12 protein-coding genes are annotated in these 16,304 nt (G+C 65.0%); 6 read left to right on the forward strand and 6 right to left on the reverse strand.

Annotated features, from left to right (window positions below; all coding sequences use genetic code 11):
- Window positions 1-74 precede the first annotated feature (74 nt).
- Entirely contained in the window at window positions 75-2,267 is a 2,193-nt protein-coding gene (locus VNK82_02925; protein HXE89894.1) for a hypothetical protein, read from the reverse strand.
- A 149-nt stretch (window positions 2,268-2,416) separates the two neighbouring features.
- Window positions 2,417-4,204, reverse strand: coding sequence for a hypothetical protein (locus VNK82_02930; protein ID HXE89895.1), 1,788 nt, complete (start codon window positions 4,202-4,204; stop codon window positions 2,417-2,419).
- Between the two features lie 120 nt (window positions 4,205-4,324).
- Between VNK82_02930 and VNK82_02935 the strand changes: the two genes are divergently transcribed.
- Entirely contained in the window at window positions 4,325-5,509 is a 1,185-nt protein-coding gene (locus VNK82_02935; protein ID HXE89896.1) for a VWA domain-containing protein, read from the forward strand.
- A 118-nt stretch (window positions 5,510-5,627) separates the two neighbouring features.
- Here the strand turns inward: VNK82_02935 and VNK82_02940 are convergent, their stop codons facing one another.
- Complete coding sequence (locus VNK82_02940) at window positions 5,628-6,368, reverse strand: hypothetical protein (GenBank protein HXE89897.1); 741 nt, start codon at window positions 6,366-6,368, stop codon at window positions 5,628-5,630.
- Between the two features lie 95 nt (window positions 6,369-6,463).
- Between VNK82_02940 and VNK82_02945 the strand changes: the two genes are divergently transcribed.
- Entirely contained in the window at window positions 6,464-7,495 is a 1,032-nt protein-coding gene (locus tag VNK82_02945; GenBank protein ID HXE89898.1) for a hypothetical protein, read from the forward strand.
- Between the two features lie 78 nt (window positions 7,496-7,573).
- On the opposite strand, the gene VNK82_02950 is transcribed toward VNK82_02945, so the two are convergent.
- The gene (locus VNK82_02950; GenBank protein HXE89899.1) at window positions 7,574-7,894 is read right to left on the reverse strand and encodes an antibiotic biosynthesis monooxygenase; all 321 of its coding nucleotides are present in this window, start codon (window positions 7,892-7,894) and stop codon (window positions 7,574-7,576) included.
- A gap of 211 nt (window positions 7,895-8,105) precedes the next feature.
- On the opposite strand from VNK82_02950, the gene VNK82_02955 reads away from it, so the two are divergent.
- The gene (locus tag VNK82_02955; GenBank protein ID HXE89900.1) at window positions 8,106-8,843 is read left to right on the forward strand and encodes a ZIP family metal transporter; all 738 of its coding nucleotides are present in this window, start codon (window positions 8,106-8,108) and stop codon (window positions 8,841-8,843) included.
- Here the strand turns inward: VNK82_02955 and VNK82_02960 are convergent.
- Both VNK82_02960 and ychF read right to left on the reverse strand, forming a co-directional pair.
- Window positions 8,830-9,165 (reverse strand): four helix bundle protein, encoded by a 336-nt coding sequence (locus VNK82_02960; protein HXE89901.1) that lies wholly within the window; start codon window positions 9,163-9,165, stop codon window positions 8,830-8,832. The genes VNK82_02955 and VNK82_02960 overlap by 14 nt on opposite strands.
- Window positions 9,166-9,308: 143 nt before the next feature.
- Entirely contained in the window at window positions 9,309-10,388 is a 1,080-nt protein-coding gene (ychF, locus tag VNK82_02965; protein HXE89902.1) for a redox-regulated ATPase YchF, read from the reverse strand.
- 438 nt (window positions 10,389-10,826) lie between these two features.
- On the opposite strand from ychF, the gene VNK82_02970 reads away from it, so the two are divergent.
- The 3 genes from VNK82_02970 (at window position 10,827) to VNK82_02980 (ending at window position 16,292) form a co-directional block, all read left to right on the forward strand.
- Window positions 10,827-14,444, forward strand: a complete 3,618-nt coding sequence (locus VNK82_02970) for a PKD domain-containing protein (GenBank protein ID HXE89903.1) — start codon at window positions 10,827-10,829, stop codon at window positions 14,442-14,444.
- 234 nt (window positions 14,445-14,678) lie between these two features.
- Entirely contained in the window at window positions 14,679-15,083 is a 405-nt protein-coding gene (locus VNK82_02975; GenBank protein ID HXE89904.1) for a hypothetical protein, read from the forward strand.
- 354 nt (window positions 15,084-15,437) lie between these two features.
- On the forward strand, window positions 15,438-16,292 hold the full coding sequence (locus tag VNK82_02980; protein ID HXE89905.1) for a hypothetical protein: 855 nt from the start codon (window positions 15,438-15,440) through the stop codon (window positions 16,290-16,292).
- Window positions 16,293-16,304: the final 12 nt, after the last annotated feature.

The raw sequence follows: 16,304 nt of genomic DNA on the forward strand, positions 1-16,304 counted from the left end.
GACTCGTCCGCCGCAGCGGACGACCGCGCCAACCGCAGGCGGGGCGTTCGCTCAGGATGCCAATCCTCCGGGGGCTACCGGACGACGACCCTGGCCGAACCGGCGTTCTCGAACTTGTCGTAGGCACGGACGACGATGGTGTGCTCTTCCCCGGCACTGACAGGGATACTGACGTCGAAACTTTCGCTGATGGAGTCGGCGATGCCGTCGGCGGGCTCGATGCGCTTCCAGTCGCCGCCGTCCAGCGAATACTCGGCGCGCAGGATGGGCGAGAAAGTGTCGGTGGCGAGGAAGGTGACGCGGGCGTGGCCGGCTTCGGGCGCGGACTTGAGGTCCTCGATGCGGGGCGGAGTCGTGTCGAGCTCGAAGCGCGGGCTCTCTTTTTCGCCGCAGAGAGCTTCCTGGGGGGAGTTCGAGGGACCATCGCAGGCGACGACCTTCAGTTGATAGCCACCGTCGGGAAGCCGCCCCGCCTCCCAGGAGTAGACCTTGTCGGAGAGCTTCTCGTCGAGGAGCTTCCAGCGGGACTCGCCGTCGCCGCGGTAGTAGAGAGTGAATTCCAGGTCGTCGTCGTTATCATCGGAGGCCTTCCAGCGCGCCGCCACGGAGCCGCGATCGCGTTGCGCGGGCGGAGGCGGGGGCTCGAAGCGGGGCTGGGCCGGTGCGGGCGGAGGCGCGCCTAACTGTACGGGTTGCGAATCGGCAGGCGGCTTGGGCACCGCCTGGAAGCGCGCGCCCGCCTGTACCGCGACCTCTTCCACCTGGGGCGCGACGTTGGTGGGCCGGTAGAAGACGGTGACGCTCTCGACGCGGGCAGGGGCAGGCGCGGCGTGCAGCACCAGCTTCCATTGCAGGAAGCGGGCGGGCGGAGCGTCCACCAGGCCGGTGACGCTCACTTTCTTCCACGGGCTCCAGTTGCGGTCGGGATTATCGACGTTGCCGCTGCGCGCCCAGAGCTCGAAGCTGCCGCTGCCGCGGGCTTCGGCGCGTCCCCAGCGCGAGAAGTTGCGGGCATCCAGGACCTCGCTCTCGAAGGTGGATTCCGCTGCCGGGACCGTGCCCAGGCGGAACAGCTTGCCCAGATTGCTGGTGGCGGCGTAGAGGGTGCCGTCAGGCAGGGGCGCGAAACCGGTGACCTGGGTGGCGCTGGCCTTGACCAGGTCGGTGTAGGAGCCGTCGCTGGCGATGCCGAAGATGCGGGCTTCGTTCCCGGTGCCGGCGAGCAGGCGTCCCTGGCGATCGAAGGCCAAAGTGTAAACGACGTGCTGCGGCGAGCTCCAGAGGATGCGGGGCGAGCCGTCGACAGCGATGCGGTAGACGTCGGAGCCGCCCTGAACTCCCAGCGCCGGAGGCAAAGCCACGGGTGGCGGCGCCTGCGGTTGCGTGGTGACCTGCACGGTGATGCCGGGCGTGGGCTGGGCGGGTGACGCCGCCGGCACGACCGGCTGCGGGACCGGCTGCGGCATCATGGGCGTGACCCGCTTTTCGCCCAGCCCGGCGGCATAGATGTTGCCTTCTGCGTCGACTGCCAACGCGGTGATCTCCTTCTTGCGGGCGCTGAACAGCACAAAGCCTGCGCCGGCGGGCGAGATGCGGTAGATGAGCCCGCTGCCGTCCGAGCCGGCGATGAGGTTGCCCTTGCGGTCGAAGGCCAGCGCACGGATGTGCGCTTCGTCGCTCTTGAAGAAGACCGAGCCCTGGCCGTCGGGAGAGACGCGGAAAATCTCGCCGCGGTCGCCGGTGGCCACGTAAAGACGGCCTTCGGCGTCGAAAGCAAGGTCCCAGATGTACTTGGTCTTGGGATCGAAGAACTCGCTGGAGGAATAGTCAGGGTCGAGCGGAGCCTCGGCGCCGGGCTCAGCGCGAACGGCTTCCGCCGGCTTCGCACCGGACTTGCGCTCGATGCGATAGACCTTGCCGTCGGGGCTGGTGGCGGCGTAGACACGGCCGGACTTGTCCACGGCCAGCGCCTGCACCTGCAATTCCTGCGGCTTGAAGACGACCGAGAGCTTGCCTTCGGAGGAAACACAATAGACGCGCGCGGGCGCTCCCGCGGCGGCGTACACGTTGCCTTTGCCGTCGGACGCCACCGCCCACAGATAGGTGGAAGGCGAAGTGGCCACGGCATCGAACGCAGGCGCGGGCAGCAAGCTGCCGTCGCTGGTGATGGCCACGCCCCGGGCCGTGCCCTTGGCGAACTCTTCGGCGCGGGACTGCTGCCAGGTACGCGTGCCGCCGGCGAAGGCGACGCCTGCCGAACCCGCCACAAGCAGGAAAGCGGCCGAGAGGCGAAGGGACGTAGCCCAACGAAAGTGAGCGGATCGTGAACGTGAATGGATGAGCATAAAGGTCAGTCTACCTGACAGCGGATGATCACGGATCCAGCGGTGCACAGCCGATGCGAAGCACGGACTGCTTACTTGATGTTGATGCTGAGCACCTGCGCGCCGACCACGACGTAGTCGAGTGGAGTGGAGTTTTCATCCACCGCGGATTCGCCCAGCACCACCACTTCGCGCGTGCCGCGCTGCCCGTCCATCACATTGATGACGGAAAGCGGCAGCGAGGGCATCACCTTGTCCTCCACCAGCGCCTGGGGATTGGCCTGCAGGAGGGCAACGTAGAGGCGGTCGTTGACGCGCTCCTTGTTGAGGAGCGCGATGGTGGAGCCCAGTTCGAGCTGGCGCCCGAAGGGCAGGGTCATGCGTCGCATGCCGTCGAGGGTATCGCCGTCGCTCACCAGGATGCGCAGGGTTCCCCTAGGCGCGGAGGCGGGAATGCGCACCGGCACCTGGCGCAGGATGCGCTCGCCGCGATAGGGGCGCAGCGCCGCTTCGATGACGATGGTGTCGCCGGGTCGAGCTTCGGTCACATCGGTGCGCGCGCTCTCCAGCCGCGCCCAGCGCCGCTCCGGCAGCACGTCGAAGGCGAGATCCACGCCCGCCACCTGAGGCCGCGCGTAGGGATTGCCGAAGATACGCGAGAAACGGCTCCCCAGTGCCAGGGCCACCTGGAAGGCGGTGGGCACGTTGGCCTCGGGCGGCGCGTACATGTCCTTCAGCACGACGTCGGGATAGCCGTTCACGCGGATAGCGCCGCGCATGCGGAAGGTGACTTCCTCGCCGTACTGGTTGTCGGCGCGCAAGGCGTTGTAAACCGTCACCATGATGGCCAGGGGCGTGATGCGGGGATTGTTGAGCACCTCGAAATGGAAGTCGCGGGCGCGGCCGCCGGCATCCAGCTTGACCGAGACGGGGATCATCTCCGGAGCACGGTCGAAGCGTCCCAGGATGCCCGCCTGGCGATCCTGCACGAAGGCCCCGGCGGGTTCGGTGGCGTTGACGATCTTGAAGGAGTTGAAGGGCGAGGCCAGCGTGGTCAGGACTTCCGCCTTGCTCATGGGCATGTCCACCTGGCCGAACTGGGAAATGGGATGGCCGCAGGCCAGCAGCCGGTCGGCATCCACGTAGGTCACGGTGCAGGCGGCGGTGATGTTCATGTCGCCGCGCACATAGACGGCGCCCACCATGGAGCCGGGCTCGAACGGCTCCGGCTGCGCAGCGCCGCTGGCGGCACCTGCGCCCAACACGGGCACGATACCGCTGGAGGCGAACTGCGGGGCGAAACGCTCCACGGCTTCCTCACTGAAGCCGGCGAACACCAGCGGCGTCTCGATGGGACGCAACTCCTGCCGGTAGGCTTCGAGATGGGGTTCGGAGCCGGCGTTGGAGGCCTCGCCGGCCGCGCGTTCCACCGCTACGGCAGAGGCCACCGCCGCCGGGGGCTCTCTGCGGTCCAGCTCGTTGATCTCCAGCATGTCGGCGATGGGAGTGACGCCGGCAATGGGCTCCTTGGCGAATAGACCGATGCGGTAGGCCAGCGCGCCCACCAGCTTGCCCTCGATATACACCGGGCTGCCGCTCATGCCGGCCACTACGCCGGTATGCTCGGCCTTGGCGCCTCCCAGTCGCACCAGGATCACATCCCGGCGCGGCCCGAGGACGTTCCGCAAGACCCCGAGCACTTCCACGTCCATGGCTTCGGGCCGGGTGCCCTCAAACACGGTGTAGGCGACGCCGCGCATGCCCGGCTTCACCTGATCGACCGCAAGGGTAGGCGGCGCGGCGGCCAGAGAGGTGCCGAGGCAAACAATCAGAAGGATGGGAAGGAAGAGAAAGCTGCGTACTGCCACTGCTCGTATCATTGCGTCCTGCGTCCCCGGCTCTCCCTGCGCCCAGGGGAAGGGGCACAGGCCAAAACCCGCTATCAAAAACGTCCTTACGTGCATCTATACTAGCAGATTGTGATGAGAGGTGATGCCCGCTTGAACCGACCTTCCCTTCCGCCGCGGTCCGGTGCTCTGTGGACGGCGCTCCTGCTGATGTTGGTCCTGGTGTTCTCCGCCGCCGGTCTGGTGGCGGCTGCTCCTCCGCAGGACGAGCCCAAGCCCGCGGAAAAGAAGGCGGAACAGAAACCCGACGAGGCCGGCGGTCCCAACGCCCCGGTGGGTCCCATCGCAGTGCCCAAGCGCAAGGAGGAAGCCCCGCCGCCCGAGCCGGCGCGGCGGCCCGGTCCCTCCGATATGCCGGATTACTCCCTGCGGGTGGACGTGCCCCTGGTGAACGTGGACGTGCTGGTGCTCACCAAGGACGGCCAGTTCGTGCCCGGGCTGAAGAAAGAGCACTTCCGCGTGCTGGAGGACGGCGTCCCCCAGAAGATCACGAATTTCGGCCAGTCGGAAGCGCCCATCACTGCGGTGCTGGTGGTGGAGTTCGCGTCCACTTACTACGATTTTGTCTATGACGCGCTCAACGCCTCCTACCAGTTCGCCAGCACGCTCAAGCCGCAGGATTGGGTGGCCGTGGTCGCGTTCGACATGAAGCCCCGCATCATGGTGGACTTCACGCAGAACAAGGGCGCGATCTACGGGGCGCTGGGCCAGTTGCGCATGCCGGGCTTCAGCGAGACCAACGTCTTTGACGCGCTCTATGACACCCTCGACCGCATCGACGGCATCGAGGGACGCAAGTACGTCATCCTGGTGAGCCGCGGCATCGATACCTTCAGCAAGATCACGCTCGACCGCACACTGAAGAAGATCCGGGAGACGCGCGACGTCACCATCTTCACCATCTCGACCGGCGAAGCCCTGCGCCTGTGGGCGGAATCGCACGGCATGATCGGTCCCATCACCAGCCTGGAGTTCCTGCAGGCCGACAACCAGATGCGCCACTTCGCCGAAATGACCGGCGGCCGCTGGTACAAGCCGCGCTTCGAGGGCGAGTTCCCCGGTATCTTCCGCGAGATCGCCGCCATCACGCGCAACCAGTACACGCTCTCTTACCACCCCACCAACCGGGCGCTGGACGGCAGCTATCGCAAGATCAAGGTGGAGCTGGTGGCGCCCGATGGCAGCGGCCCGTTGAAGGTGAAGAACGAGAAGAACAAGGACGTTAAAGTCCAGATCATCGCCCGCGAAGGCTACACCGCGCGACACGTGGTGGATTAACACCAGTTGTCAGTTGCCGGTTGTCGGTTATCTGTCTCCGGAATCAGGTCCGGGGGCAAAGCCGCTAGGCGTGGCGACGACCAAGCGGACGACTGAGAGCTGACGACGGAAGACTGCCTTACTGCTGCGGCGGCTCTTCTGTGCGCTGGTTCTCCGGCTTGTTTTCCTGCTCTTCGCGCTGTTTCTGGAGCCGTTCCTGCAGTTCCTGCAGGAGCTGCTGCGGAGACTTGGGTTGCTGGGGCGTGTTCTCGGGCTGTCCGGTCGCGCCGGGCTGGGTTGCCGGCGGCTCGGGTTCCGGCTCCGGCTGTTCGACAATGGGCTCGATCTGCGGCTCCTGATCCAGATCCTGCGGCTCCACCTGGGTGATGTTCGGGTGCCGGTACTGTGGCGTCGCGGACGGCGGAGTCGGCGGGCCGCTCCGCACGGTGAGCGTGACCGCGGTGACCGCCTGCACGTTCTCCGGGGAGCCGACGATCACGTAGTTGAAGTTCGACCCGGTCAGCAGGTCGGCCAGCACCTGACGCGGCGCTCCCGGTCCCAGCCGCACGGAGACGCGCTCGGCGCTCATCGGACCTTCGACGCGCGCGCCGGTCGCCCGACCCACGGCCTGCAGCACGTCGCTCAAAGTGGAGTTCTCGGCCCGGATGAAGAGCAGCCCGCCGCGGTAGATCACCTGCGGCGGCGCGGGCGGAAGCTCATGCGGCAGCAGCGGCCGTTGCTCCGGCGCCGGTTCGGTCGCCGCGGCCGGCGGCGACTTCTTCTGCGCCAGCGCGCGCTTCTTCGCGGGCGCAGTCGTGGCTGCCGCAAACGGAAGCGCCAGGGTTCCCGCCAGGGTTACTGCAGCGATGGTTGCGCGCATCGTCATCATGCTACCGCGCCGCACCGGATTCTACACCGCTTGGATGTTGCCCCGTCCGTCGCAGCTTGGCATATCATGAGCGCATAGGGCCTGCCGTGTCGAGACTTCGCTTTCATCTCTTTCTGGCGCTCTGGGCTGCGCTGGCTTCGCCGGGGGCGCGCGCGCAGACCTGCACGACGCTGGAGGAGATGTTCCCGGCCACCCGCGACGCCATCCAGAACACGGCGCGTCGTTATTGGGAAGCGGCCGCGCGCGCGGACACGGAAGCGCTTCGCCAGGCCGCCATTCCGGCCGTGGCCGCCGGATTCCAGCCCATCGCCGACGCCGTCCGTGCGCACCGCGAACTGCTGGCCACAGCGCAGCCCACACTGCGCGCCGCCTACCTGCTGGAAACCGATGGCGACCAGCCGCAGCCACGCGTGAGCTTCTACTGCGGCGTCTATCGCACGCCGGGCTGGCTGGGCTTCACTTTCACGGACCTCGAGCCCGGGCGTTATGCGGTGGTGCTGTTCGACCTCACGGCTCCCGCGGGCCCGCACACGTTTTCGCTGGTGCTGCGCCAGGAGCCGCCGCCCGCCATGGCCACACCCGACGTCGCCCTGGCGCAACCCTGGAATCTCGCCGGCCTCTACCTGAAGCCCTCCACGCTGATGGGTCACGATGCGCAGTGGTTCCTGGAAAAGGCGCGCGCCTTTCAGCTTTCCGGCCAGCCCCGCAATGCCTGGTTCTACTATCTGCTGGCGCGCGATCTGCTTGCGCCCGTGCCCTTCATCGGCACCGAATTGCTGGACAACATTTACGACGAGCAGCAGCAGGTGCGTCCCGCCGAGCTTCCCTACGACCAGCCGCTGAGCCTGGCGGTAGGCGGCCGCAGCGTACGTCTCACGCACATTTTCCCCGTGCCGGCCGAGCAGGGCCTGCTGCTGGTGCTGAAGTACGAAGCGGCCGACGTCTCCGACTCCGCCAAGGCCGGGGCGCAGAACCTGGCCGTCAGCCGCGCCTTCCTGGCGCGCTTCCCGGAATATCGCAATGCCTTCGAGGGTGTGGTGGCGCGCGCCGTCGAACCCTCCGGCCGCGACTACGGCTCGCTGGTGATGATGAAAGACCTGGCCGCCGGACCGCGCTGAACTCACGCGCTCCGCTCTCTGCTTCGCCTGTGAAGACACCAAGGGCCCGGCTCTTCCACGGTCCGGGCCCTTTTCGGTTTACGCCGCTTTGGCGGAAATCTTGTGAGGTGTGGAGACTTCCACGGTGAAGGTCTGGAGCGTGGGGTTGGTAGCCAGCAGGGGCTTGAGGATGTCCGCGATCTTGGGATAGTGCTCGCGGTGATAGCGCTCCGCATCCTCGCGCGTGTTCCACAGGCTGATGGCCACGACGCGTTCCGAATTGCCGTCGGCGCGCAGCACCAGCTCGTCAGTGAATCCTGTCTGCCTGCGCAGCAGCGGCAGGATCTCGCTGTCGAACCGGTCGCGCAGTTCGTTCAGTTTGTCCTTTTTCAGGGTGAGTTCAACCATGCGAGCGAACATAGAAGTGCTCCTTTCCCCGTTTGGGACGCTGGGCCCGTCGGACGCGGCCCGCGCAGGAACTCGACCGGCGGGCGGGTTGACGAAGGAATGAACGTGCAGTAACACGAAAATTCTACACCCGCTCGCGGAGCCCGGAACCGAATTCGGTTGTGGAAAAGTGCCGCCGGGTACTCGCAACTCGCTCCTCTGCTATCCTCGACAAGTTTCCCCCATGCCCTTTGATCCCATCCTGCTGAGCGTGCTGCTGGGGCTGACGGCGGCGGCGGCCAACGCCTTCGGCGGCGCGGTGATCGTGCAGCGCAACTGGAGCCGCGGCTACCTGAAGTACTTTGTGGCGCTGGGCTCGGGATTCATGCTGGCCACCGCGCTGGTGGAGATGATCCCCGAAAGCCTGCACCTGGGCGGCGGCAACATCCTGGGCTTCGTGCTGATGGGCTACCTGCTGGTGCACTTCTTCGAGCACACCATCACGCCCCACTTCCACTTCGGTGAGGAGACCCACGCCGACGAGTTCATCCACTCGCACAAGAGCTACCGGGTGTTGCTGGGACTGCTGATCCACGCCTTTTTCGACGGGATCGCCATCGCCTCCGGGTTTCTGGTCTCGCCCTGGCTGGGCTGGGTGATCTTCGTGGCCGTCTTCCTGCACAAGGTGCCGGAGGGATTCACCGTGGCCTCGGTGATGCTGGCCAGCGGCCGCAGCCGGGGCACGGCGTGGACAGCTTCAGCGCTGCTCGGCGCCGCGACGCTTGCGGGCGTGTTCTCCATGGCGCTGGCGCGCGGCGCCATCCAGGCGGCGCTGCCGCTCGCCGCCGGCGTCACCCTCTACGTCGCCGCCACCGACCTCCTCCCTGAAGTCAACCGCGAACCCGGCGTCAAGATGGCCATGGTCGTCTTCCTCGGCGTGGGACTGCTGTTCCTTTTGGATTTTGTGTTTAAGGGACACTAGAAGAGCAGTTCTCAGTTCTCAGTTTGATGGCGCCGATGAGGCCGTTCAAAATGCGGCCAAGCTCTGCGACCCTCGACAAGAGCGGCTCGGCGTCCTTCTGTGTGAGATAGTTCAGGTTTTGTGCAATCAGCACCTGGGTTTCGATCTCCACCAGCGAACCGCGTGCGTGACTCAAGAAGCTTTTGAATTCTTTCTGTGAGTGCCGCGCCTGGCCCTCAGCGATATTGCTAGGCACCGACACGGCGGCGCGCCGCATCTGGCTGGTCAAACCGTAAATCTCTTCTTTTGGAAAGCTGCGGGTCACCCGATAGATCTCGGTCACAAGTTACATCGCCTTCTGCCACGCAATGAGGTCCCTGTACGATTGGCCCATGCGACCTCCTTTGTAGTCTTTGTGTTCCCAAGAAACTGGGAACCGAGAACTGAGAACTTGCTTCCTGAGAACTGAGAACCGAGAACTTTACTTTATCCGCTGTGCCTCACATGCACCACGTCTCCATCCCTCACCTCGTAGTCCTTCCCTTCCAGCCGCAGCGTTCCGGCGGCGCGGGCGCCGGCCTCGGAGCCGGCGGCCAGCAGGTCGTCCCAGCGCACGGTCTCGGCGCGGATGAAGTGCTTGGCCAGGTCGGAGTGGATCACGCCCGCCGCCTCCACGGCCTTTGAGCCGCGGGCCACCGTCCAGGCGCGGCATTCGTCCTCGCCCACCGTGAAGAACGAGATCAGTCCCAGCAGTTCGTAGGTCTTGCGGATCAGCCGTACCAGGCCGCTTTCTTTGAGGCCATAGCTGGCCAGGAACTCGGCGGCTTCGGCGTCGCTCATCTCCGCCAGTTCGGCTTCCACCTTGCCGCACACCGCCGTGACCGACGTATGCGGATGCCTGGCCGCTTCCGCCAGTCCGAACTTTTCCGCCGCGTGCTCCAGTTCCCCGCCCAGGTCGGCGCTCTCGCCCACGTTCACCACCGCCAGCAGCGGCTTCTCACTCAGGAACATGAAGCCGCGCACGCGCTTCTTGTCTTCCGGCGTCATCTCCATCTCGCGCAGCGGACGCTCTTTCTCCAGGTGCGCCTTTGCGCGCAGCAGCAGTTCGTGTTCGCGCTCCAGGTCCGCCGACTTGCTTTTCTTCAGGTCTTTCTCCAATCGCTCCAGGCGCTTCTCGATCTGGCCCAGGTCGCTGACCATCAGATCGAAATCCACGTTCTTCAGATCGCGCGCCGGATCGATGGGCCCCACGTGCGGAATGGTGGGATCGTCGAAGGCGCGCAGCACGTGCGCCAGCGCGTCCACGGTGCGCAGCGTGCCGAGGTACGCGGTCTCCTTCAGCGCCTCCTGGCCGATGGCCGCGACGTCCACGTACTCGACGGAAGCGTGCACCGTCTTGCGCGGCTTATACAGCGCGGCCAGCCGGTCCAGGCGCTCGTCCGGCACTTTGGCCACGCCCAGATGCGCCTCGCGCGGGTTGGCGTGCGCCTCCAGATGCGCCCGCGTCAGGATCTTGAACAGCGACGTCTTCCCCACCTGCGGTAACCCGATGATTCCGGTTTTCATAGTCAGTGGCCAGACCCAGTTGCCAGTACCCAGTTCGAGCTACTGGCTGCTGGCTCCTAGCTTAATGCATTGACGGGGAAGGCTTTCCGCCGTCCGCTTTCCGCCGTCCGCTTTCCGTCGTCCGCTTTCCGTCAAGCAGAAGCTTCCGCCTCGGATTGACGCGGATGAACGCGGATTGGGCAAGGGACAAGCGAAGCCGAAAGCGGACAGCGGAAGGCGGAGAGCGGCGTTGCGGGCTTTGCCCGCAACGCCTAGCACCTTCGTGCCACCCGAATAGCACTCTCGGTCAATTGTCCGGTTGGCCGAACGGACGGGAAAATTGTTGCGCTTGTCCCCCAGCGGTTCTGCCCCGCTTCTCTCAAGCTGCTGAGGCAGTCAACAGGGCCCCCTGAGTTGCGGCGACGTGTCGCCTGACGACGCGTCCCGGAAGAGGTTTTTATGACACGCTTCGCGAAGCTTTTCGCGATCACATTCGTTCTGGTGCTGGCCTGCGGAGTGTTCCTGCGCGGCTCGTTGCCCCAGGTTTCGACCGGCGCCTTCCAGAGCGGCGCCGAAATGGCGGAAGCCCGCACCGGCGGCGCAGCCGTCACGCTCGACGACGGCCGTCTGCTGGTCTTCGGCGGAACCACGGCGTCTGGCGGCGCGACCAACGCCGTCCAGGTCTTCGACCCCGCCTCGAACTCGTGGAGCGACCTGGGCGTGGTCATGCTCGACGCCCGCAGCGGGCACAGCGCCACGGCGCTGGCCGACGGACGCATCCTGCTGGCCGGCGGCGAAAACTCTTCCGGCCCGCTCTCCTCGCTTGAACTCTACGACCCGGCCTCCAACAGCTTCGCTTCCGCCGGCACGCTTTCCGCCGCGCGCAAGTCGCACGGCGCCGCCCGCCTGCCCGACGGCCGCGTCCTGATTATCGGCGGCTCCGATGGCTCCAACGCTTTGGCCTCATCCGAAATCTATGATCCCGAATCCGGCAGCGTCTCTGCCGGCCCCTCGATGTCCGCGCCGCGCTCCGGCGCGAGCGTGACCGCGTTGCTCGACGGCAAAGTCCTCATCGCCGGCGGTAATAACGGCGAAGCTGACCTCGCCTCCACCGAAATCTACAACCCCGCCGACGGCAGTTTCTCCGCTGGCGCCAATCTTTCGGTTCCACGCAGCGGCCATACCGCCATCCTTCTTCCTAGCAACAATTCTGTGCTGATTGCCGGCGGCTCCTCGGCCGGCTCTGATCTCTCATCCGCCGAGCTGTATGTCCCCTGGACCGCAAGCGTCAGCGCCACCGGCGCGATGTCCGCCGCGCGCTCGGGCGCTGCCGGCAGCGGGCTCAAGCAGGACGGGATTGCCCTGGTCGCCGGCGGTAGCGGCTCGCAAAGTTCCGAGCTGTATGGGTTTGCAACGGTGAAGACGGACGAGCGCGATTACGCTCCGGGAACGACGGTGCACATCACGGGCACGGGATGGCAGCCGGGCGAGACAGTGACGTTGCTCTTGCACGAAGCCGTTGAGCCGCCCATCCACGGCGACCGCATGCTTACGGCAGTGGCAGATGCCTTTGGGAATATTGCAAACAGCGAGTTCGCCCCGGAGGAGCACGACTTCGGCGTCCGGTTTTACTTGACAGCCTCTAGTGGTGCATCCCAAGCACAGACGACGTTCACAGACGCTGTCAACATCAACTCGTTCGCCTCGGATTGCGCCACGGCGTCTGACTCTTTCACCAGCGGAACTACGGTTTGCGCAAAGGCGACGGGCCTAGGCAGCAACGCTTCAGGCAAGATTGAGTGGTGGGCGCCGGGGGCTGTATCGGCAACGCGAACGACCACCTTTGGCCCGCTGAACGGCAATGCCATCGATAGCTTTGCCCCGTCGACTTGCGGCACATGGACGCTGAAGGTTTACAAGCCTGCCACCACCTTCGAAGACGACGACACGTTCGAGGTGACGAATTGCAATTCCACCCCCTCGGTCACCGCCAACAACCAGTCTTTCGACGAGGGTACCTCGACCAACTACAGCGCGAGCTGGAGCGACCCGGATGCCGGCCAGTCCCACACCTGCACGATCGACTTTGGGGACGGCGGCGGGCCTCAAGCCGGAACGATTTCTCCGGCTCAGCCTTCTACCAGCGGCACCTGCTCGGCGAGCCATACCTACGCTGATGGCCCGAACAGCTACACCATCACGGTCAGCGTAAGCGACGGAACGGCGTCCGGCAGCGACACTGCCACGGCAACCGTCAACAACCTCAACCCGTCCATCAGCAGCGTCACCAACGATGGTCCCATCACCGAAGGCTCCAGCGCCACCATCACCGTGACCGCTTCTGACCCGGCCGGGGTCAACGACCCGCTCAGCTACGAATTCGACTGCAACAACGACAGCACCTACGAAATCGGGCCGCAGTCCGGCAACACCGCCTCCTGCTCGTATGCCGATAACGGCAGTTACCCAGTGAACGTCCGCGTGACCGACGGTGACGGCGGTTCGGCCACGGATTCCACCACGGTCCAGGTGAACAACGCAGCGCCGGTGGTGACCGCGCCTGCCGACCAGACGGCCGATGAAGCCACGAGCAAGTCCTTCAGTCTCGGCTCCTTCTCCGACGCCGGCGTCAACGACGGGCCGTGGGATGTCAGCGTGGACTGGGGTGATGGCTCAACCGACACGACCTTCAGCGTGGCGTCTCAGGGTTCGCTGGGCTCACAGTCCCACACCTACGCCGACAATGGCCTGTACACAGTCACCGTGACCGTGGAAGACAAGGACGGCGACAGCGGCAACACCACCTTCCAGGTGGACGTGGCCAACCTGCCGCCGGAGATCACGAACGTTTCCAACAACGGCCCCGTGAATGAGGGCTCGCCAGTGGACATCACCGTGACGGCTTCGGACCCGGCCGGAGCTGCCGATCCGCTCAGCTACAGCTTCGACTGCAACAACGACAGCGTCTACGAAGTGGGGCCGCAGTCGAGCGCCACCGGCTCGTGCACGTTCGCCGATAACGGCACGTACACGGTGGGCGTGAAAGTGGATGACGGGGACGGTGGCGTCGACACGGATTCCACCGTGGTCGCCGTGAACAACGTGGCTCCGTCCGTCAACGCGCCGACCTTCAGTCCCGGCAGTTCGGTGGACGAAGGCACCAACGTGACCGTTTCCGCCAGCTTCAGCGACCCCGGAGCGGACACGCATACCTGCACCATCAACTTCGGCGACGGCTCCAGCGTTGCCGGCACTGTGAGTGAGACGGTCGGCAACCCGACGACCGGGACCTGCTCGGCCAGCCACGTCTACGCCGACGATAACCCCACCGGCACGTCTTCGGACGTCTACAGCGCGACCGTAACCGTCACCGACGACGAGGGCGACTCCGGAAACAACAGCAGCAACATCACCGTCAATAACGTGGCCCCGAACGTGACCGCGGCCTTCACGTCTACGTCCGTGAGCTGCGGCACCAATAACGCCACGCTCAGCTTCAGCTTCACCGACCCGGGCACGGATACCTTCACCGCTTCGGTGGATTGGGGCGATGGCTCCGGCGTGCAGTCCCTCGGCGCGGTCACGAAGGGAACGACGATCAACGTCTCCCATACCTACGCATCGGCCGGGATGTACAACGCAACGGTTACGGTGACCGATGACGACACCGGCCAGGGCTCGGACAGCAACAACCCCGTCACCGTCAACTTCACCATCGTGGGCGGCGGCGTGCTGCCTCCCATCAATCAGGATGGCTCCAGCATCTTTAAGAGCAAGAGCACTATCCCGGTGAAGGTGAAGCTGCAGAACTGCGACGGATCGTATCCCAGCAACCTGACGCCGCAGATCCGCTACTACCTCTATACCAACAATGCGCCGGTCGGCGACCCCAACGAGCCGCTTTCGACCAGCGCGGCTGACACCACGGGCGTGATGCGTTTTGACTCGATCGCGCAGCAGTACATTTACAACCTGGCAGGCAAGTCGCTGCCTGATCCGGCTGCGACATATCTGGTTCGCATAACGATTCCAGCGACCAATCAGACCATCGATGCGATCTTTGGTCTGAAACCGTAACGACTTCCCTGACCGGAAGCTGCCCCGGGCTCGATAACCATCGGGCCCGGGGCACTCGAAAGCGAGGGCGAGTTCTTCCCCGCCCTTCTTTTTTCCTTCGGCTCTTGGCTTTTGGCTCTTGGCTCTTGGCTCTTGGCTTATCGCTTATTGCTTATCGCTTTCCGCTTTCCGCTTTTCCGCCTTCAGTTTGTAGTTCACAGGTTCATAGTTCAAAGTTCGCATTTGACGTAATCCGTGTTCATCCGCGTTCATCCGAGGCGAAAAGGTTTTTCGTTCCTGCCGTCTGCTTCGTTGGCAACTCTGTTTCCCGCGCTCGCCTCTAACCGTGCAGGCGCTTTCATCAAGCAGCCGAAGGAAAATCATGCCTGCGAATCCCGGGCCGTGCCTTCGACACGCTCGTCCGGCGAGACCGATGCCGGTCAGCGCGCGGGCTCTGCTCCGGCTCGAAGTACGGAAGATCTTCAGCCGCGCCGCTCGCTTTTCCGCCTGCCCCGCCCGGACCGGCTGCCGAACACTTCCGACGCGCCGCGCATGGACTGGCTGCAAGCCATCATCGTCGCGGGCGGCGCCGCCATCGTCGCCTACCACCTCGGCTTCCTCCGCGGCCGGGCGGAACAGGCCGACTCCGCGAAGGACTGAATCGCACTTCGTCGCAGCTCCTTGAGTTCTCAGTTCTCGGTTCCCAGTTCTCAGAAGACCGCCGCCCTTGGCTCTTGGCTCTTGGCTTATCGCTTACCGCTTATCGCCTATCGCCCTCCGCCTTCCGCTTTCCGCTTTCCGCTTTTGGTTCGGAGTTCGCTGTTCGCAGTTGACGTGATCCGGGCTCATCCGCGTCCATCCGCGGCGCAAAGCCTTTGCCTTTCCTGCCTCTCGCCCGCTGCGAGCTGCCGCCTTCCAATCGCCCTTCAAAGTTCACAGTTCACAAATGTGCTTCCCTCGTTCATAATGGCCCGCCTTCGCATCTCGCTGTTCCCGTCCTACCAAGGAGAATCCATGAAAAGAGTCGTGATGTTGTCCGTCCTCTGTCTCTGTCTGGGCGCGGCCGTTTTCGCTCAGGCGCAACAAGCCGTGTTGGACCCTCCCCCAGTCCTGGTCATCACCCGCGAACTGCTCAAGGCCGGCAAAGCCGGAGTGCACGAGAAGTGGGAAGCCGGCTGGCCGCGCGCCTTTGCCAAGGCCAAGTCGCCGGTGCGCTACCTCGCCGCCTCTTCCCTGACCGGCGAAGGCCGGGTGCTGTTCATGTCCGGCTACGACTCCTTCGCCGCCTGGGAGAAGGAGAACCAGGAGATTGCCAAGAACGCCACCCTCACGGCGGAACTGGAGACGCTGGCCGACAAGGACGGCGACTACCTCAAGGAGAACCGCACCGCCGCCTTCCGCTACCTGCCGGAGCTGAGCTACAACATGAACATCCCGGTGGCCGGCGTGCGCTACTTTTTCATCGTCTCCCAGACGGTGAAGCCCGGTCACGGCGATCACTTCAGCGCCGTCCGCAAGCTGGTGCGCGAAGCGCACGAAAAGGCCAAGCTCACCGACTCTTACGCCGTGTATCAGTCCGTGGCAGGAGCGGGCAACCTCTACCTCATCTTCATCCCCATGAAGTCGCTGAAGGAGATGGATGGGTTCCCGACCGTGCACGGCAAGGCGTATCAGGACGCGCTCGGTGAGGACGGCCAGAAGAAGCAGCAGGAATTCGCCGCCCAGGGCCTGGAAAGCAGCGAGGGGCAGATCTTCATGTTCAGCCCCAAGATGAGCTATCCGCCCGACTCATGGATCGCCGCTGAGCCCGATTTCTGGAAGCCCGCGGCGCCCAAGCCCGCACCCAAGAAAGCTCCGGCTGCCCAGTAATCGCCCCCATTG

It is taken from the genome of Terriglobales bacterium, assembly GCA_035573675.1.
GTDB lineage: Bacteria > Acidobacteriota > Terriglobia > Terriglobales > Acidobacteriaceae > DATMAB01.

Excerpts from the sequence above, each read along its gene's own strand:
- VNK82_02930 (HXE89895.1), bottom strand. The coding sequence starts at position 4,204 with ATGATACGAGCAGTGGCAGTACGCAGCTTTCTCTTCCTTCCCATCCTT.
- VNK82_02940 (HXE89897.1), bottom strand. The coding sequence starts at position 6,368 with ATGCGCGCAACCATCGCTGCAGTAACCCTGGCGGGAACCCTGGCGCTT.
- VNK82_02950 (HXE89899.1), bottom strand. The coding sequence starts at position 7,894 with ATGTTCGCTCGCATGGTTGAACTCACCCTGAAAAAGGACAAACTGAAC.
- VNK82_02955 (HXE89900.1), top strand. The coding sequence starts at position 8,106 with ATGCCCTTTGATCCCATCCTGCTGAGCGTGCTGCTGGGGCTGACGGCG.
- ychF (HXE89902.1), bottom strand. The coding sequence starts at position 10,388 with ATGAAAACCGGAATCATCGGGTTACCGCAGGTGGGGAAGACGTCGCTG.
- VNK82_02970 (HXE89903.1), top strand. The coding sequence starts at position 10,827 with ATGACACGCTTCGCGAAGCTTTTCGCGATCACATTCGTTCTGGTGCTG.
- VNK82_02980 (HXE89905.1), top strand. The coding sequence starts at position 15,438 with ATGAAAAGAGTCGTGATGTTGTCCGTCCTCTGTCTCTGTCTGGGCGCG.